Below are 14908 nucleotides of genomic sequence, written 5' to 3'. Positions count from 1 at the left end.
ATCACGACAAGCCGCCGGGACGCGGACCGAGCGGAGAGAGACGGATGCCGCACCGACCCCGTCGGCGTGTCGCGTCGGTCGGGTCGGTGCGTCGGGATACCTCGGTCAGCGCGTCACGTCGACGACAGACCGGCCGCGAACTCTCCGCGTGTCATCAGCGGACCGGGTAACGGTCAGCCGGAGTTCTCCCGTCACCGGTCGAGCGGTCGTCGAGTCCATTGAGGCGACAGCCGGATCCGGATACACTCGGAGCCGTGAGGTGACGCGTGGACGGAGCGAGTGGCGGAGACGGAGCAGTCGCTGGCGGTTGTAAAATAAATCAGGGAAGGCAGATGTTCGCTACTCGTTGCCGAACATCTGGCGCATCATCGGGTGCATCTCCATCAGCTGCTCTTCGGCGATCTCCTCGTACAGCTTGTACGTGATAGAGACCGCCAGCAGGAGCCCGGTTCCGGAGACCTGACCGATGGTGCCGAGCAGGTTCGCCATCACGGCGAGCAGCCCGACGAGGGCACCACCGATGACGGTCACCTGCGGGATGTACCGCTCCATAACCTTCTCGACGACCTGCGGGTTCCGGCGGAACCCGGGGATCTGCATCCCGGAGTTCTGGATCTGTTTCGCGGTCGCCTCCGGTCCCATCCCGGTCGTCTCGACCCAGAAGATCGCGAAGATGGCACCGCCGACGATCATGAACGTCAGGTCGACGGCGAGCCGGATGCCGATCATCCACGGCTCGATTGACGCCGCTTCGAGTTCGCCGAGGAACCACATCCACTGGGTCCGCGCCTGAATGGGGTTCAGGTAGTAGAACAGCCCGGAGATGGGCTGTCCCGCGTCGGTGTACGTGCCGAGCCACGCCGGCATCCCCGCCCACTGCGAGGAGAGGAACTGGCCGAGGAACTGGATGTTCGCCTGTAGCGCGCGAACGAGAATCATCGGCAGGACGGACGCGTAGATGAGCTTCACCGGGAAGCGTCCGCGAGCCCCCTTCACGCGGGCGTGTGACAGCGGGATCTCGACGCGGACCGACTCCGCGTACACGACGATCCCGAAGATGAACACCGTGGTGAAAAGCGCCAGAATGTTCCCCGGATCGAAGAGGAGGTTCTGGAGTCCTTCGGCCGTGAACGGCGACATCGACACCGGCACGTCGCCGAATATTACGCCGTACCAGTTCGCGAAGAAGCCGGACGCGCCGAGCGCGGAGAAGCTGAAGAAGCCGCCGACGATCTGCTGGCTCACGGACGCGATGATGAACAGTCCGACGCCGGAGCCGACGCCCCACTTGCTCACGATCTCGTCCATGAACAGGATGAGGATGCCGCCGACGAAGATCTGCGCGAAGATCAGCACCTGCACGCCGAATATGCCGATCCCGAGCGTGCTGGCGACGGCCTCGTCAGCCGGCAGGAACGAGCCCGTGAACACCATCGGAGCCGCCGTCAGGGCGGAGACGATGATCACGAGCAGCTTCTGGAGGCCCTGATAGAGGACCTGGTCTCGCGGGTCGTTCTCCGTGTCGAGCCCGAGGAGGTTCGCACCGCCCAACAGCTGGAGGACGATGGACGCCGTGACGATCGGTCCGATACCGACCTGTAGCAGCGACCCGGACGACCCGGCGAGCACGGACCGGAACTGCCCGAAGAAGTCCGACCCCTGCCCGACCGCCAACCCGAACGGGTTGATGTTGGTCAGGAAGAAGTAGACGATCAGGATTCCGGCCGTCCACGTGAGCTTCCGTCTGAACGGGACGTGTCCCGCGGGCCGCTCCACGACAGGCATCCGCGAGAGCACCGGTTCGGCGGCCTCCTTCCAGCTCATGTTACGCCTCGTCGTTCTCGTCGTCGGAAGTGTTTTCCGGTTCGTCAGCGGCGTCTTCGGCGCGCTCCGAGAGCGTCGCCTCGCCGCCGGCCTCCTCGATGAGCTCGACCGCGCCGGCGGTGAACGCGTCGGCCGTGACGCGGAGCTCGCGGCGGACCTGCCCGCCGCCGAGCACCTTCACGACGTCCGCCTCGTGGCCGTCCTCGACGACGTCGCGCGCGTCGAAGACGTACGCGTCGCCGTCCTCCTCGGCGAGGCCGTCCGCGGCGTACAGCGCCGCGTCCTCGTCGAGCTTCTGGACCTTCACTTCGAGGACCTCCGTCTTGGCGTCCTCGGGACGCTTGAACCCGTGCTTGCCGAGCGGGCCGTAGTTGTGGTACTCGTGTTTCGCGCGACCGGCCGCGCCGCGGCCGCCGCGGTGACCGGCTCCGCGCCGGTTCTTGTGCGTGCCGCCGCCGTGCGTGCGCGAGCCGCGCTGTCGCTTTTTCTTGCTCGTCATCGCATCGCCTCCAGGAGACTGTCGATCTCCTCGGTGGTGTGTTTCCCGAGTTCGCCGCCCTCGATCACGGGGTGTTTGATGCCCTCGTGACCGCCGCGGGGCGCGTGGAGCCGCAGCGTCGGCGAGAGGCCCTGCTCGCGCAGGGTCGTCTCCTCGTCGACGAGCGCCTCCGCTAGCGCCTCAAGGTCGGAATAGTCGGTGTTGTCGTCGATCCACTCGTCGTCGATGTCGGCGGAGCCTTCGAGCGGCTCGCCGCGCCGCGCGATCGTGCGCGCGACGCTCTCGACGCTCGGTTCCCCGAACGCGACGACGTCGTTGACTTTCGTGATCATGCCGCTGTACGAGTCCGTCTCGGGGACGAACGTCGCGTGGTTGACGCGCCCGACGTTCAGCATGTCGAGCGTGTCCTCTACGCCGTAGTCGAGGTTGACGTCACCGCGGAGCTGGACGATCGCCTGCATCACTCGCTCACCTCGTCGTAGTGGACCTCACGCGCGTGCTGCGGAGTGCGGGACTGCGCCGCGTTCTCCAGGGCGTTGAACGTCGCCTTCGCGAGGTTCACCGTCGTGCGCGTGTTGCCGTCGGAGTTCGTCCAGGCGTCCTCGACGCCGGCGAGCTCCAAGATGTTGCGGACCGTCTCCGCGGCCGCGAGACCCAGCCCCTGCGGGGCAGGCTTGACCTCGACCGTGACGGAGCCGGCCTTCCCCTTCGCCGTCCGGGTGAGGGAGTTGGTGCCGCCGGGCTGGTCCTCCCAGGATCCGGAGCCGCGGTCGACGGAGATGATGTTCAGCTTCGCGACGTCGATCGCCTTCTGGATCGCGCCGCCGACCTGATCGTCGCGGGCCTGCGCGTAGCCGAGGTAGCCGTCGCGGTTGCCCACGGCGACCACGCAGCGGAACTTCACGCGGCGGCCCGAGTCGGTCATGCGCTGGACCATGTTGATGTCCAACACCTCGTCTTCCAGCCCCGGGAGGAGCTGGTCGACGATCTCGGCCTCCTTCAGCGGGAGCCCGGATTCGAGCGCCTGTTCCATCGACGTGATGTCGCCGTCCTGTACCTTGCGGCCGAGTCGCGTCCGCGGTTCCCAGCCGTCGTTGTGTCTACTCATGGTCCTCCTGGATTGTCGCGAGCACGTCGTCGAAGTGCTCGGGTAGCTCGCTGGCGTCGAACTCGCCGCTGTACAGCGGCTCGTCGAGCTGCTCGGCGTAGTCGGCGATGTGCTCGCCGCGCGTGCGCGACCAGTCGGCCAGCACGTCGTCGTTGTGCGGGATCTCGAGGCCCGCGTCGATCGCTCCTTCCTGTGCCGCGAACGTCTTGTTGCCGGGGGTCGCCGTGTTGAGCCCGATGTCGAGGACGGCCTCTTCGAGGCCGGCGTCGACGGCGCGAGCGCCCGCGAGGTAGCCCGTGAGGTACGCGCTGGGGAGGTTGCCCGTGGGGGCGTCCCAGCCGTACTCGTCGAGCTCCTCGCTGGAGGCGGCCGCGTGGGTCTCGTCGCCGTCGGGTCCGGGGGTCACCAGCTGCGCCCTGACGTGAGCGTTGCTCACCCGGGCGACCAGGCGAGGCTTGCCCGATTTCAGCAGGCGCAACCTCTGATGGTAATCCGTCCGGACCTCGCGGCGGCGGCGCATCGGCACCTTGTATCGTGGTCCTGTCGCCATTAGTCCGTCACCTCGTAGCCGTACTGCGTCCGAATGTACGCCTCGAGACGGGCGACGTCCTCGAAGTCTCCGCCGCTCGCCTTGTTGTAGAGCGTGCGGTACTCGGAGGCGTCGAGCACGTCTTCCTCGTCGCGAAGCTCCTTCAGGCGCGCCCGCTGTGCGCGGATCCGCACCTTCCAGTCGTCTTTCGTGTCCTGCCGCGCGCCGGACTTCCCCTTGCGGGTCCCGGCACCCGACTGATGCCCGTAGGAGCGCTTCTCGGCGCGTTCACGGGCGCGACCGCGCGAGTTCGTCTTCGCGTCCTTCGCGCGGATCGTTCCCTGTTCGATGAGTTCGCGGACGTCCTCGCGAGTGATCGCGTCCGCGATCTCCTCCTGTGCCTCGGGGTCGAGCCAGACGCGGCCCTTGCCGACGTCTAACTCGTCCGCCGCGAGCCGTTTCTGGGCCTTCAGATCACTCATCGTCGACCTCCACTTCGACGTAGGTCGGGTTCAGCACGCGGATCTCGCGCTCCTCCGCCTCGTCTTCGATCAGTTCGCGCTTGCGACCGCCGACCTTCGAGGCGATCCGCACCGCCTGCGTGTCGCCGTCGACGCCCTCGAGGTCGTCCGTGTTGTGAACGCGGACCTCCTCGAAGCCGCTCGGGTGCAGGTCGCGGGACGCCGTCGGCGAACGGAAGCCGGCCTCGACGACCGGTCCCTTCGATTTCATCCGACGGCGCTGCTTGGAGAGCCCGCCGCGCGGCTTGCGCCACGACGTCGGGATCCGCTTTTTCTTGTGGTAGTCCTGCCGGTTGAACTGCGGTTTCCCCTCGCGGTGCTTCTGTGCGAGCGCGCGAGCGGTCTCGTCGTCCAGTTCCGGCGTCTTGTCGGCGTGGCCGCGGGGGCGAAGTTCCGTCTCGACGGTCTCGTCGGCGTCGGCCTCGTCGGCCTCCTCCTCGTCCGTCTCGTCTTCGATCTCCGCGTCCGCCTCCTCGTCGACCTCCAGCCCGCCGACGTCGGCCTTGATACGCGCAGCGAGCGCGTTGCCGACGCCGTCGACCTCGGAGAGCTCCGACTGGGAGGCGGCCTTCACGTCCTCGACCGTCTCGTAGCCGGCCTCCCGAAGGGCGTCCGCCTTCGAGGGACCGACACCGCTGATGTCTTCCAGTTCGTCTGCCATTGGTTAGGCACCTCCGGTGGGCTTCTCGACGATGTACACGCCGTCCTGGAAGACGCGCGTGTCCTTGTCGGTCACCTTCGTCAGCTGTTCGATGTCGGCGGCGGTCTGCCCGACGGCCTCCTTGTCGGAGCCCGAAAGCGTGACCGTCTCGCCGTCGACCTGTACCTCAGTGTCTCCGCGGATGGGGGTGCGCCGCGCGGCGCTCTCTCCGAGGAAGTTCTCGATGACGACCTCGTCGCCCTCCACGGTCACCTGCATCGGGAAGTGGGCGTAGTACACTTCCATCGCGTACTCCCATCCCTCGGTGACGCCGTGGATCATGTTGGCGACGTGGCTCTCGAAGGTGCCGACGGTGGCGTTGGTCTTCGCGTCCTCGTTGTCGGTGGTGATGACCACCGCGCCCTCCTCGACCGACACGTCGACGTCGGGGTACCAGAGGCGTCGCGTGACGCTCCCGTTGGGACCCTCGACGGTGAGTTCGAGGTGGTCGGTCTCGGCGGAGACGTCGTCCGGAATCTCGATTTCGACTCTGTTCATTGTTAGTAGACGTATGCGATCACTTGGCCGCCGATGCCCTCTTCGCGGGCCTCGTAGTGGCTCATGACGCCGTGGCTCGTCGTGACGATGAGCGTCCCGTAGTCACGGGCGGGGAGGTACCGCTTCTCCCACTTCTCGAACTCGTCAGCGCCCGCCGAGTAGCGGGGCTTGACCGCGCCACACTCGTTGATCGCTCCCTTCAGTTCGACCTCGAACTTCCCGGCCTTCCCGTCGTCAACGTACTGGAAGCCGTCGACGTACCCGCGGTCGTAGAGGACCTCGAGGACGGAACCGATGATGTTCGAAGCGGGCTCTACCGTGTACGACAGATGGCCAACGCTCTCGGCGTTGTCCATGCCGGCGAGCGCGTTGGTGAATGGATCGTTTCCCGTCATGATCAGCTGTACTTCTCGAATCCCATGTCTCGGGCGACCTCGCGGAAACACTGCCGGCAGAGGTTGATATCGTACTTGCCGACGAGTCCCTGCTCGCGGTCGCACCGCCGGCACGTGTGCCGGGAGTCGGTGCGCTTCGCGGCGTGTTCGCCCGTGTCGTTGTTCGCTTCGCTCATTCGGTTACCTCGACGTCGAAGTTCGTTTCGAGGAACGCGGCCGCGTCCTCGGCTGTCATCCGGTGGCGGGCGGGGATCGTCCCCGTCGCCTTGTCGCGTTTCGAGACGCGGTAGCCGGGACGGACGATCGTCGTCGTCACGTCGAGGCCGTAGATCCCGGTGTTGGGGTCGTACTCCTGGCTCGGGAAGTCGGTGTGGTCCTCGACCCCGAAGCTCAGGTTGCCCGTGTCGTCGAACTGACTCGCGGAGACGTCGACGATGTCGAGCGCGGTTTCGAGGAACGCGTGCGCGTCCTCTCCCCGCAGCGTCACCTTGACGCCGATCGGGTCGCCCTTGCGGATCCCGAACTCGGCGATGGTGCGCTTCGAGGTGGTCCGGACCGACTGCTGGCCCGTGATCTCCTCGATGATCTCCTCGGCGTCGGCGAGGGGTTCACCGCCCTGCCCGACGCCCATGTGGACGACGACCTTCTCGAGGTACGGCTCGCGCATCTCGTGGTCGGCGCTCTCGGCTTCACTCATCCGAATCACCCGCCTCGTCGTCGTCCGTGAAGTTCTCGTCGATCACGACGACGTACTCCTCGACCGTCTCGTAGCCGCCGTCCTCGCTGGCGACGGTCACGGTGTTGTCTCCGGAGCCGAGGGTCACGTCGATGTCGTCGATCTCGCCGATCTGCCCGGCGTGCTGGCCGGCGACGGCGGTCACGAGAGCGCCCTCCTCGTACTCGAAGTGGGCGACGATCTCTTTCGTCTCGTTGTCGACGACGATCGAGTCGTTCGTGTCGTAGTCCGCGTCGTCGTCGACGCGGACGTTCGTCCCGTCGTGGAGCGTCAGCTGAACGACGCCGCCGGGGACGACGGTCTTGTTCGTGATCTTCCCGAGCCGGCTACCCGCGGCCTCCTCGTCGACGGGGGTCAGCGCGAGCCGACCGCCCTCGTCGGGGAAGACGCGGAAGTACTCCCCGCGCTCGGGGAACGCCAGGATGTCGAACATCCCGATCGGACGCTGTTCGTCCGAGATGGCGTCCCCGTTGACGAGGATCGAGTCGTTGTTCAGCGCGTAGCGCGCCTCCTTCGTCGAGTCGACGTAACCGAGCACGTCCCGAAGCAGGACGACGAGCGGAACGCCCGCCTCGCCGTGCGGGCCCGCGCCCGCCTTCACCGTGAACGTGTCCGTCTTGCGCTCGACCGGCCAGGAGTTCGGTACTGACAGTCGCTTCTGGTGTCGCGTCATTCGTTGTCCTCCTGGAGCCGCGCCTCGCGGCGCTCGTCTTCCAGATCCAGTTCGGTCACCCGGACGTTGCTCGCCGGGATGGGGCGGGGAACCTCCTCCCCGTCCGCCTTCTCGACGGTGACGTCCTCGACCGTGATCCGCTCGGCGGACAGGTCGACGGAGACGACCTCCGCCTCTGTGCCGGCCGCGTCGCCGCGAAGCACCTCGACGGTGTCGCCGGCGTTGACGCGGACGTTCCGCTGTCCGTACTCCTCGCGGAGATCGGCGGTGAGGGTGGCCCGGACCTGGTTCTGCCGCTCGTGGAGCGGCGCGGTCTCCGACCGTTTTCGCTGTTTGCGTGGCTGTTTCGTCATAGTTAGACGATCATCGTCGCGGTCGAGGCGATGCTCCCGAATCGTTCGGCGACCTCGCGGGCGACGGGGCCTTTGATCTCCGTGCCCCGCGGCTCCTCGAGGTCGTCGATGATGACGGCCGCGTTGTCCTCGAACTTCACGCGCGTGCCGTCCGGACGGCGGATCGGCTTGCGCTGGCGGACGACGACCGCCTCCAGCACCTGCCGCCGCATCTCCGGCGTCCCTTTAGTGACCGAGACGGTCACCTTGTCGCCGATTCCTGCCTTCGGGTGTCGGTTCTTCGTGCCGGAGTAGCCCGACACGGAGATGACCTTCAGCTCACGAGCGCCGGTGTTGTCGGCGCACGTGATGAGCGAGCCCTTCGAGAGCCCCTGCGTGACGTCGGCCTTGAGCGCCTCCATCACTGATCACCCGACAGGATCTCGACGACGACGTGGGACTTCGTCTTCGAGAGCGGTCGCGTCTCCGCGATTGTCACTTCGTCACCGACTTCGAGCGAGTCGAGCACGCCCGGCACGTGGGCCGGGATGCGCGAGCGACGCTTCATGTACCGATCGTATTTCGGTACGAACACGTCGTACTCTCGCTCGACGATGACGGTCTTTTCCATATCCGTCGACACGACCGTTCCCTCGCGGGTCTGGCCGCGGACGGAGAGCTGCCCGTAGAACGGGCACTTCTCGTAGTCGTAATCCTCCGGGTTGTCTGGCTCCGGAGGCGTGGGTACGTCGATTCCTATCGCCATTGTGTGGCACCTCGTTCGGTGCGTTCGGCGGGCCGATGTCGCAACCGATCGCCATCCACCGTCGCGTAGACCGCGTCTTTGCACTCGCCTCGCCGGCTCGCCGGACCCGCACCGTCACCGTCGACGGCGCTTGTGGACCCGGACGGGCCAGACTGACGGGGGCGGACCCCCGTAGTATCCGACCCGAGTTGGGACGCGGACCCCGGCGACGCTCCGTCGCCGGCGGCTTCATCTGTGCGAGCGGTCGGCGTCTCGACGACGCCGAACTCGAACGTCGCGCCCGACTTGGGCACGCGCTTGTCCCCCGACTCCGTCCGGACCACGAGGGTGCCGAACGTCTCGTCGAGCACGCGACCGGCGATACCCACGTGGGCGTCGCTGTCGGCGTCGACCACCCGAACCGGGAGGCCGACGAGTTCGTGCCGAACGAGGTTGTCGGGGGAGATCATCTTACTGTTCCTCGTCGAAGTCGCCTTCTTCCGTCTGGATCGTCTTGATCCGCGCGATGGTCTTCTTCAGCTCGTTGACGCGGCCCGGGCTCTCCGGCATGCCGCCGGCCGCCCGCTGCGCCTTCGAGTTGAGCAGCTCGGTCTCGAGCTCCTCGAGTTCGACCTGCCGCTCCGCAGCGGTCATGTCGCGGATCTCGTCGGTGTACAGTATCGCCATTTACTCGTCCTCCTCGTCTTCCTCGTCGGCCGCCTCCATCTCCGCGACGAGGTCGGCCGCCTCGGACTCGATCTCTTCGTCGAGCTCGTCGAGCTCGTCGGGCTCCGCGTCGCCGACCGGCTCCTCTTCGGCGACGTCGGTGGCCTCGCTGGCCGTGTCCTGCGTCTCCTCGACGACTTCCTCGACGACCTCCTCGTCGATGACCTCCGTGGGGTCCTCGTCGGGCACGTCGACGTCGTCGTCGGCCCCGACGTCCGGGACCTCCTCGGGCTCCTCTTCTAAGAGCGCCTCGACGCCTTCGTCGTCGCCCGCGGCCGCGGCCTGCTCGACCTCCGGGACCTCGGCGTCCTCGCGGACCTCGAAGTCGTCGGGCAGGGTCGCGCCCGGCGGGATGATCTTGACGTTGACGCCGATCGTCCCGAGCTTCATGACCGCGACGCCCTGGCCGTGGTCGACGACCTCCTCGGCGGGCTCGCCGTTGTGCTTGATGTAGCCGCGGTTGAACTTCTCGACGCGCGAGCGCGCGCCGGTGACCTTGCCGGACAGGACGATCTCGGCACCCAGCGCGCCGGCGTCCATGATCCGGTCGATCGTCGTGTGACCGGCCTTCCGGAAGTACCAGCCGCGTTCGAGGGCGTTCGCGAGACGGTCCGCGACGATCTGGGCGTTCAGGTCGGGCTCGTCGACCTCCTGAACGTCGATCTGCGGGTCGTCCATGTCGAATCGGTCCTCCAGCTCGGTGGTGATCTTGCGGATGTTCTTCCCGCCCTTCCCGATCACCATGCCGGGCTTTTCGGCCTTCAAGACGATCTGCGTGCCCATCGGCGTCTGGGCCACGTCCATCCCGCCGTAGCCGGCGCGGCCGAGCTCGTCCGCGAAGAACTCGTTGATCTGGGAACGGCGCAGGCCGTCCTCGATGAATTGGTGTTCGTCAGCCATTAGTTGTCAGCCTCCGGCTCCTCGATGATCAGTTCGACGTCCGCGAGCGTGGTGTTCCACTCCGTCGCGCCCGCGGCGCGGGGGTTCCGGCCGGGGCGTTCGCCGACCTTGTGCGGGGCGACGTGTTTGATGATCATCTCCTCGCCGTCGAACCCCTGCTCGTCGGCGTTGTTCTTGACGTTCTCCAAGAGCTTGAGGAAGTCCTTTGCGGCCTTCTCGGGGTACCGTCCCGCGTCCCAGCCGTCGATGTCGGAGCGGTGGCCCGCGCCGGCGTTGTGCTGGCGCATCGGCACCGAGGTCTCCTCGTCGATGACCTCCCGGAGGAACTCCTCCGCGTCGGCGACCGTCTCGCCTTTGATCTCTCGGGAGATCTCCTTGCTGTCCTTCACGCTGATGGGCCGGTCGCGGAGCATCCCCTTGGCGGTGGTCTCCGGGTCGGCCTCGACGCTGTAGTTGATTCCCATGGGTTACTTGAGGGGCACGAACTTCGAGGACCGGGTCGCGCCGATGCCGGCCTGACCGTGTTCGACGGTGCTTCGGGTGAGGTGGAACTCACCGAGGTAGTGCCCGATCATTTCGGGCTCGACCTGAACGCGCTCGAAGCTGTGACCGTTGTACACGGCGAAGGTGACGCCGACGAACTCCGGCAGCACTGGCATGTCGCGCAGGTGCGTCCGGATCGGGTCGTCGGCCGTCGTCTCCTTGTCGCGGCTCCGGACCGTCTCCAGCAGCTTCTGCTGTTCGGTGCCGAGTCCGCGAACGATGCTTCGCCGCTGGCGTGCGGGGAGCAGTTCCGCGACCTCGTCTACGTCCATCTCCTGCAGCTCGTCGAGCGAGTGACCGCGGTAGGCGAACTCCTTGTCCTCGCGGCCGGTTCGGTAATCTGAACTCATTTGTTGCCACCTCGTCCGGTGCGCTTGGATGCGATGTCACCCACCTTGCGTCCCGGCGGGGCGTTCCGCGAGACGGACTTCGGCTGTCCGGGGTGTTGGCGACCACCGCCACCGAAGGGGTGGTCGACGGCGTTCATCGCGACGCCGCGCACGCGCGGGTATTTGGTGCCGCGCGCTTTCATCTTGTGGTGTTTGTTCCCGGCCTTGACGAAGGGTTTCTCCGTCCGGCCGCCGCCCGCGACCACGCCGATCGTGGCGCGGCACTGGGGGTCGAGTCGCTTCACTTCGCCGCTGGGGAGCTGGACGACCGCGACGTCGCGGTCGTGTGTGAGAAGCGTCGCGGACACGCCCGAGGCGCGCGCGAACTTCCCGCCGTCCCCGCGGTTGCTCTCCACGTTACAGACCGGGACGCCCTCGGGGATCTCCGCCAGCGGGAGCGTGTTGCCCGGCTTGATCTCCGCCGAGACGCCGACCTGGATCGTCTCGCCCACGCGCACGCCTTCCGGCGCGAGCACGAGCCGACGGTCGTCGTCCTCGAACTCGATCTCCGCGAGCGGAGCCGAGCGGGCGGGGTCGTGTTCGATCCCGACGATCTCGCCGGTGATCGTGTCACGGTCTTCGAGCTTCTTGTGCGACAGTTCCGCCTTGTAACGGTGCGAGGGGGCCCGGAACGTCGGGCCGCCGCGTCCGCGCCGTTGTCCTTGGATTCGTCGTCCCATCTTAGAACACCCCGATGCGCGAGGCGATTTCGGTCGCGTCGTCGTCCTCGGAGAGGGTGACGATCGCCTTCTTCTCGCCCTGCGGCGTCACCTGCGTGTTCACGCCGACGACGCCCACGTCGTAGCGCTCGGCGACCTCGGAGCTGATCTCCGGCTTAGTCGCGTCCACGTCGACGAGGAACAGCAGCTTGTTGTTGAAGTCCATCTCGTTCATCGCCTGCTCGGTGACGATCGGATGCTCGATGACCGAGTTCATCGGTCTGCCACCTCCGAGACGGCGCTTTCGGTCCACAGCGTGAGTCGGCCCGGGTGCGCGCCCGGCGCGAGGTCCTCGGCGTTGACCTCGTCGGCGGTCGCGACGTCGACGCCCGCGAGGTTGCGGGCGGCGCGGGACGGCTCCTCGCTGGTGACGACGAGGACAGACTTCGGCTGGCGGTACTTGCGGCCGCGGGCCTTGCCCTGCCCGGCGCGGACGGAGCGGCCCTCCTCGGAGCGCTCGATGTCGGCGTCGACGCCGACGGCTTCGAGCACGCTCAGGGCCTCCTGCGTCTTCTGGAGGTCCTCGAACTCGTCGCTCACGACGAGCGGGAGGTCGAGATCCTCGTCGAACGCGTGGCCGCGCTCGGCGACGAGCTCGGCGTCGGTCGTGGCCGCGATGGCCGACCGGATGGCGAGCTGTCGCTCCTTGTCGTTCAGTTTCTTCGTCTGGTCCTTCTCGGCCTTCGGCGGGTGCGCGGCGCGCCCCGACACGGCGTGCGGGACGCGACGGGCGACGTTCTCGGAACGCGGCACGTGCGCGAGCCCGCGGCCGGAGCCGAACGACTCGGCGGGCGTCCGCAGCCCGGCGAACTCGTCTGCCCCGTAGGCCTGCTTTCGGTTGGCCTGGGCGGCACCGATCGCGCGACCGATGAGGTCCGGTCGGAACGCGGTCTCGAAGACGTCCGGCAGATCGATCGTGCCGGCCTCGTCGCCGTCCAGGTCGTGTACTGTTGCGTTCATTGGTTATCCCTGGTTGGATTCGGTTGAAACGTACCGGACCTCGGGGTCGAGGCGCGGCTGGTCGTTCGGCCGGATGGCCGGGCGGAAGCGCAGCAGGCGCTGGTCCGGTCCCGGCAGCGAGCCCTTGATGAGCGCGTACTCGCCGTCGACCTCGCCGTAGTTGACGAAGCCGCCGTCGACGGAGGCGTCGTCGCCCTCGCCGAAGTCGATGAGGCGCTTGTTGAGCTCGGTGCGCTGGTGGTAGCCGGTCTGGCCCTGCTGGGGCACGGTCGAGCGGACGCGGGAGGGGTTCCACGGACCGAGGTTGCCGATCCGACGCCGCCATCCCTGACGGGCGTGTTTGCCCTTCCGCTTTTGAACGCCCCACCGCTTGACGGGACCCTGCGTCCCCTTGCCCTTCGTGATGCCGGAGACGTCGGTGTACTGCCCCGCGCGGAAGACGTCGCCGAACTCGTGGGCACCACCCTCGGCGACCAGATCCAGCGCGAAGTCGGCGCGCTCCTCGAGGGAGCCGCCGCCGACGCGCGTCTCCATGACGTCGGGCTTCTTCTTGGGCACGTTCGAGAGCTCCGAGGGCGCGGTGTGAGTGATGACGCGCACGTCGTCGACGACGTCGTCGTCGAGCAGCGCGCGCAGCTCCTCCGCGTCGGCCTCGAAGGTGTCTTCCGCCGGCAGGTCGAGAGCGCGGTCGAGCTCCTCGTGGAACTCGCCGCTCCAGACCTCTGCGACCGGCTTCTGTCCGTACGGCGTCTCTTCGTAGGCTCGCACGGCGACGGCGTACATCTGCGGCGTCTCGACGACGGTGACGGGAACGGCCTCCTCCATTCCCTCACGCGGCGAGTTCGCCTCGTCGTTGACCATCATGACGTGGGTCATTCCGGCTTTGTAGCCGGCGAATCCCTGCAGCGCAGGGGCCCCGTCGTCTTCTGGCCACGAACGGATGCGCGGCACCTCGCTGTCTGCGCGGGTGCGCGGGCCGTAGCCCAGCGAGCCTTTTCGTGGTCGGCTTGGTTGTGGCATGTGTTTACTCCGTGAGTGTGAGCGAGCCGAGGGTCGCGAACAGAGCCTCCTCCGTCCGGACGACCTCGCTCGCCTGTGCCGGGATCGTGTTCAGCCAGAGGTCGAACCCCGGATCGGGTTCGACCGAGCGGCCGTCGGCGACGGCCGCCCGAATGCGGTCGGGCGAGAGCCCGAGCATCTCCGGAAGCCCCCGCTCGGGCGCGCCGAAGGCGACGGTGTAACCGCCGGCCTCGCGGGCGTCCGAGACGAGGTCGCCGAGCCGCGAGACGGAGAGTTCCTCCCCGTGTCGCGACGTCGCGACGGCCAGTCCGTCGCCGGCGAGCGCTTCCGACAGGTCCGCGGCCACGACCTGGAAGCCTGCCTCGGGCTTCCCGGCGATGCGGGCGCGGACCGGTTCTCTCGAAGAGACCCTGATGGTGACGCGCTCCCCCTGCTCGACCTCCATGTCGGAGGGGACGAGCAGGGAGATCGGGTGTTCCCGCAGCGGGGAATTGACCCGGACGCGGCCTTCAGGTCCGACCTCGGTCACGAGTCCCTGTGTTTTCGACTCTCCCCCGCTAGGGGTCGAGCCGGTCCGCCACAGCACGCGGAGCGGGGGTAACACGCCGACGTACCGGAGTTCGTCGCGCTGTCCCCAGAGGTCCTTCCGGAGCTCCGGGGGCGTCGCGGCGTACCCCAGCACGGTGCGGACGTACTCCCCGCCCCGTCGACCGTCGCCTTCCGCGTCGGGGAAGACGACCAGCCGATCCGCCCGGAACACCGCCGCCGCACGGGCGACGTAGCCGAGTTTGCGAGTCGCCTCGCGGTCGTCCTCGGCCTCCCGAACGAGCGAAGACGGTACACAGATCGTGAGCCCGTCTTCGGTACGCATCGTGGCGAGACTGTACCCCTCGATTCCGGACGCCACCGTAAAAGGATAGCGGTCCCGATCTCCGGCTGTGCCGCGTTCACACGGGGTCTGGCGGTCGAATTCGACGCCGAGACCGTGTGAACCGTCACCGCGGTGGCTGGGGGCAGGCCGGGAGGGTGACGGCCTTCACGCCGGGGGGGGGTGACGGCCTTCACGCCAGGGGGGTGACGGCCTTCACGCC

The 14908-nt window shown here is 67.5% G+C and carries 25 protein-coding genes; all 25 read right to left on the bottom strand.

The window, feature by feature from the left end:
* Window positions 1-339: 339 nt before the first annotated feature.
* Genes secY through NAF06_RS07185 form a run of 25 tightly spaced genes read right to left on the bottom strand, consistent with a single transcriptional unit; the run spans window position 340 to window position 14688 of the window.
* On the bottom strand, window positions 340-1824 hold the full coding sequence (gene secY / locus NAF06_RS07305; protein ID WP_008584854.1) for a preprotein translocase subunit SecY: 1485 nt from the start codon (window positions 1822-1824) through the stop codon (window positions 340-342).
* Between the two features lies 1 nt (window position 1825).
* Window positions 1826-2323, bottom strand: coding sequence for an uL15m family ribosomal protein (locus tag NAF06_RS07300; protein WP_006630143.1), 498 nt, complete (start codon window positions 2321-2323; stop codon window positions 1826-1828).
* Window positions 2320-2784, bottom strand: coding sequence for a 50S ribosomal protein L30 (locus tag NAF06_RS07295; RefSeq protein WP_008584857.1), 465 nt, complete (start codon window positions 2782-2784; stop codon window positions 2320-2322). The genes NAF06_RS07300 and NAF06_RS07295 overlap by 4 nt, the downstream gene beginning before the upstream one ends.
* The gene (locus NAF06_RS07290) at window positions 2784-3431 is read right to left on the bottom strand and encodes a 30S ribosomal protein S5 (RefSeq protein WP_006630141.1); all 648 of its coding nucleotides are present in this window, start codon (window positions 3429-3431) and stop codon (window positions 2784-2786) included. Before NAF06_RS07290 ends, NAF06_RS07295 begins: the two co-directional genes overlap by 1 nt.
* Entirely contained in the window at window positions 3424-3981 is a 558-nt protein-coding gene (locus tag NAF06_RS07285; RefSeq protein WP_006630140.1) for a 50S ribosomal protein L18, read from the bottom strand. The genes NAF06_RS07290 and NAF06_RS07285 overlap by 8 nt, the downstream gene beginning before the upstream one ends.
* Entirely contained in the window at window positions 3981-4442 is a 462-nt protein-coding gene (locus NAF06_RS07280) for a 50S ribosomal protein L19e (RefSeq protein ID WP_008584860.1), read from the bottom strand. Before NAF06_RS07280 ends, NAF06_RS07285 begins: the two co-directional genes overlap by 1 nt.
* On the bottom strand, window positions 4435-5142 hold the full coding sequence (locus tag NAF06_RS07275; RefSeq protein ID WP_008584862.1) for a 50S ribosomal protein L32e: 708 nt from the start codon (window positions 5140-5142) through the stop codon (window positions 4435-4437). Before NAF06_RS07275 ends, NAF06_RS07280 begins: the two co-directional genes overlap by 8 nt.
* Window positions 5143-5145: 3 nt before the next feature.
* Entirely contained in the window at window positions 5146-5679 is a 534-nt protein-coding gene (locus NAF06_RS07270) for a 50S ribosomal protein L6 (protein ID WP_008584864.1), read from the bottom strand.
* A 2-nt stretch (window positions 5680-5681) separates the two neighbouring features.
* Entirely contained in the window at window positions 5682-6074 is a 393-nt protein-coding gene (locus NAF06_RS07265) for a 30S ribosomal protein S8 (protein ID WP_008584866.1), read from the bottom strand.
* Window positions 6075-6076: 2 nt separating this feature from the next.
* The gene (locus NAF06_RS07260; protein ID WP_004597423.1) at window positions 6077-6250 is read right to left on the bottom strand and encodes a 30S ribosomal protein S14; all 174 of its coding nucleotides are present in this window, start codon (window positions 6248-6250) and stop codon (window positions 6077-6079) included.
* Entirely contained in the window at window positions 6247-6771 is a 525-nt protein-coding gene (locus NAF06_RS07255; protein WP_008584869.1) for a 50S ribosomal protein L5, read from the bottom strand. Before NAF06_RS07255 ends, NAF06_RS07260 begins: the two co-directional genes overlap by 4 nt.
* Window positions 6764-7483: a 30S ribosomal protein S4e gene (locus tag NAF06_RS07250; protein WP_006630135.1), complete on the bottom strand. Its 720-nt coding sequence runs from the start codon at window positions 7481-7483 to the stop codon at window positions 6764-6766. The genes NAF06_RS07255 and NAF06_RS07250 overlap by 8 nt, the downstream gene beginning before the upstream one ends.
* On the bottom strand, window positions 7480-7836 hold the full coding sequence (gene rplX / locus NAF06_RS07245; RefSeq protein WP_008584888.1) for a 50S ribosomal protein L24: 357 nt from the start codon (window positions 7834-7836) through the stop codon (window positions 7480-7482). The genes NAF06_RS07250 and rplX overlap by 4 nt, the downstream gene beginning before the upstream one ends.
* A gap of 2 nt (window positions 7837-7838) precedes the next feature.
* Window positions 7839-8237: a 50S ribosomal protein L14 gene (locus tag NAF06_RS07240; protein WP_004597429.1), complete on the bottom strand. Its 399-nt coding sequence runs from the start codon at window positions 8235-8237 to the stop codon at window positions 7839-7841.
* Window positions 8237-8581, bottom strand: coding sequence for a 30S ribosomal protein S17 (locus NAF06_RS07235; RefSeq protein ID WP_006630133.1), 345 nt, complete (start codon window positions 8579-8581; stop codon window positions 8237-8239). The genes NAF06_RS07240 and NAF06_RS07235 overlap by 1 nt, the downstream gene beginning before the upstream one ends.
* Window positions 8572-9030, bottom strand: a complete 459-nt coding sequence (locus NAF06_RS07230) for a ribonuclease P protein component 1 (RefSeq protein WP_008584892.1) — start codon at window positions 9028-9030, stop codon at window positions 8572-8574. Before NAF06_RS07230 ends, NAF06_RS07235 begins: the two co-directional genes overlap by 10 nt.
* 1 nt (window position 9031) lies before the next feature.
* Complete coding sequence (gene rpmC, locus NAF06_RS07225; RefSeq protein WP_006630131.1) at window positions 9032-9247, bottom strand: 50S ribosomal protein L29; 216 nt, start codon at window positions 9245-9247, stop codon at window positions 9032-9034.
* Window positions 9248-10186 carry a 30S ribosomal protein S3 gene (locus tag NAF06_RS07220; RefSeq protein WP_008584895.1) on the bottom strand — a complete coding sequence of 313 codons (939 nt, stop codon included), beginning with the start codon at window positions 10184-10186 and terminating at the stop codon, window positions 9248-9250.
* Entirely contained in the window at window positions 10186-10650 is a 465-nt protein-coding gene (locus tag NAF06_RS07215) for a 50S ribosomal protein L22 (protein WP_008584898.1), read from the bottom strand. The genes NAF06_RS07220 and NAF06_RS07215 overlap by 1 nt, the downstream gene beginning before the upstream one ends.
* 3 nt (window positions 10651-10653) lie before the next feature.
* Entirely contained in the window at window positions 10654-11079 is a 426-nt protein-coding gene (locus NAF06_RS07210) for a 30S ribosomal protein S19 (protein WP_006630128.1), read from the bottom strand.
* Complete coding sequence (locus tag NAF06_RS07205; protein ID WP_008584902.1) at window positions 11076-11798, bottom strand: 50S ribosomal protein L2; 723 nt, start codon at window positions 11796-11798, stop codon at window positions 11076-11078. The genes NAF06_RS07210 and NAF06_RS07205 overlap by 4 nt, the downstream gene beginning before the upstream one ends.
* Window position 11799: 1 nt before the next feature.
* On the bottom strand, window positions 11800-12054 hold the full coding sequence (locus tag NAF06_RS07200) for a 50S ribosomal protein L23 (RefSeq protein ID WP_008584905.1): 255 nt from the start codon (window positions 12052-12054) through the stop codon (window positions 11800-11802).
* Complete coding sequence (gene rpl4p / locus NAF06_RS07195) at window positions 12051-12797, bottom strand: 50S ribosomal protein L4 (RefSeq protein ID WP_008584907.1); 747 nt, start codon at window positions 12795-12797, stop codon at window positions 12051-12053. The genes NAF06_RS07200 and rpl4p overlap by 4 nt, the downstream gene beginning before the upstream one ends.
* Before the next feature lie 3 nt (window positions 12798-12800).
* Complete coding sequence (locus NAF06_RS07190; RefSeq protein ID WP_006630124.1) at window positions 12801-13817, bottom strand: 50S ribosomal protein L3; 1017 nt, start codon at window positions 13815-13817, stop codon at window positions 12801-12803.
* Window positions 13818-13821: 4 nt separating this feature from the next.
* The gene (locus NAF06_RS07185; protein ID WP_049908819.1) at window positions 13822-14688 is read right to left on the bottom strand and encodes a putative RNA uridine N3 methyltransferase; all 867 of its coding nucleotides are present in this window, start codon (window positions 14686-14688) and stop codon (window positions 13822-13824) included.
* Window positions 14689-14908 lie beyond the last annotated feature (220 nt).

The organism is Halorubrum hochsteinianum, assembly GCF_023702125.1.
GTDB classification, from domain to species: Archaea; Halobacteriota; Halobacteria; order Halobacteriales; family Haloferacaceae; genus Halorubrum; species Halorubrum hochsteinianum.
The sequence above is the reverse complement of the archived record's forward strand: the minus strand, read 5'-3'. Positions and strand labels throughout refer to the sequence as shown.

Coding starts and splice junctions, on each gene's coding strand:
- secY (WP_008584854.1), bottom strand. CDS start 1,824: ATGAGCTGGAAGGAGGCCGCCGAACCGGTGCTCTCGCGGATGCCTGTC.
- NAF06_RS07300 (WP_006630143.1), bottom strand. CDS start 2,323: ATGACGAGCAAGAAAAAGCGACAGCGCGGCTCGCGCACGCACGGCGGC.
- NAF06_RS07295 (WP_008584857.1), bottom strand. CDS start 2,784: ATGCAGGCGATCGTCCAGCTCCGCGGTGACGTCAACCTCGACTACGGC.
- NAF06_RS07290 (WP_006630141.1), bottom strand. CDS start 3,431: ATGAGTAGACACAACGACGGCTGGGAACCGCGGACGCGACTCGGCCGC.
- NAF06_RS07285 (WP_006630140.1), bottom strand. CDS start 3,981: ATGGCGACAGGACCACGATACAAGGTGCCGATGCGCCGCCGCCGCGAG.
- NAF06_RS07280 (WP_008584860.1), bottom strand. CDS start 4,442: ATGAGTGATCTGAAGGCCCAGAAACGGCTCGCGGCGGACGAGTTAGAC.
- NAF06_RS07275 (WP_008584862.1), bottom strand. CDS start 5,142: ATGGCAGACGAACTGGAAGACATCAGCGGTGTCGGTCCCTCGAAGGCG.
- NAF06_RS07270 (WP_008584864.1), bottom strand. CDS start 5,679: ATGAACAGAGTCGAAATCGAGATTCCGGACGACGTCTCCGCCGAGACC.
- NAF06_RS07265 (WP_008584866.1), bottom strand. CDS start 6,074: ATGACGGGAAACGATCCATTCACCAACGCGCTCGCCGGCATGGACAAC.
- NAF06_RS07260 (WP_004597423.1), bottom strand. CDS start 6,250: ATGAGCGAAGCGAACAACGACACGGGCGAACACGCCGCGAAGCGCACC.
- NAF06_RS07255 (WP_008584869.1), bottom strand. CDS start 6,771: ATGAGTGAAGCCGAGAGCGCCGACCACGAGATGCGCGAGCCGTACCTC.
- NAF06_RS07250 (WP_006630135.1), bottom strand. CDS start 7,483: ATGACGCGACACCAGAAGCGACTGTCAGTACCGAACTCCTGGCCGGTC.
- rplX (WP_008584888.1), bottom strand. CDS start 7,836: ATGACGAAACAGCCACGCAAACAGCGAAAACGGTCGGAGACCGCGCCG.
- NAF06_RS07240 (WP_004597429.1), bottom strand. CDS start 8,237: ATGGAGGCGCTCAAGGCCGACGTCACGCAGGGGCTCTCGAAGGGCTCG.
- NAF06_RS07235 (WP_006630133.1), bottom strand. CDS start 8,581: ATGGCGATAGGAATCGACGTACCCACGCCTCCGGAGCCAGACAACCCG.
- NAF06_RS07230 (WP_008584892.1), bottom strand. CDS start 9,030: ATGATCTCCCCCGACAACCTCGTTCGGCACGAACTCGTCGGCCTCCCG.
- rpmC (WP_006630131.1), bottom strand. CDS start 9,247: ATGGCGATACTGTACACCGACGAGATCCGCGACATGACCGCTGCGGAG.
- NAF06_RS07220 (WP_008584895.1), bottom strand. CDS start 10,186: ATGGCTGACGAACACCAATTCATCGAGGACGGCCTGCGCCGTTCCCAG.
- NAF06_RS07215 (WP_008584898.1), bottom strand. CDS start 10,650: ATGGGAATCAACTACAGCGTCGAGGCCGACCCGGAGACCACCGCCAAG.
- NAF06_RS07210 (WP_006630128.1), bottom strand. CDS start 11,079: ATGAGTTCAGATTACCGAACCGGCCGCGAGGACAAGGAGTTCGCCTAC.
- NAF06_RS07205 (WP_008584902.1), bottom strand. CDS start 11,798: ATGGGACGACGAATCCAAGGACAACGGCGCGGACGCGGCGGCCCGACG.
- NAF06_RS07200 (WP_008584905.1), bottom strand. CDS start 12,054: ATGAACTCGGTCATCGAGCATCCGATCGTCACCGAGCAGGCGATGAAC.
- rpl4p (WP_008584907.1), bottom strand. CDS start 12,797: ATGAACGCAACAGTACACGACCTGGACGGCGACGAGGCCGGCACGATC.
- NAF06_RS07190 (WP_006630124.1), bottom strand. CDS start 13,817: ATGCCACAACCAAGCCGACCACGAAAAGGCTCGCTGGGCTACGGCCCG.
- NAF06_RS07185 (WP_049908819.1), bottom strand. CDS start 14,688: ATGCGTACCGAAGACGGGCTCACGATCTGTGTACCGTCTTCGCTCGTT.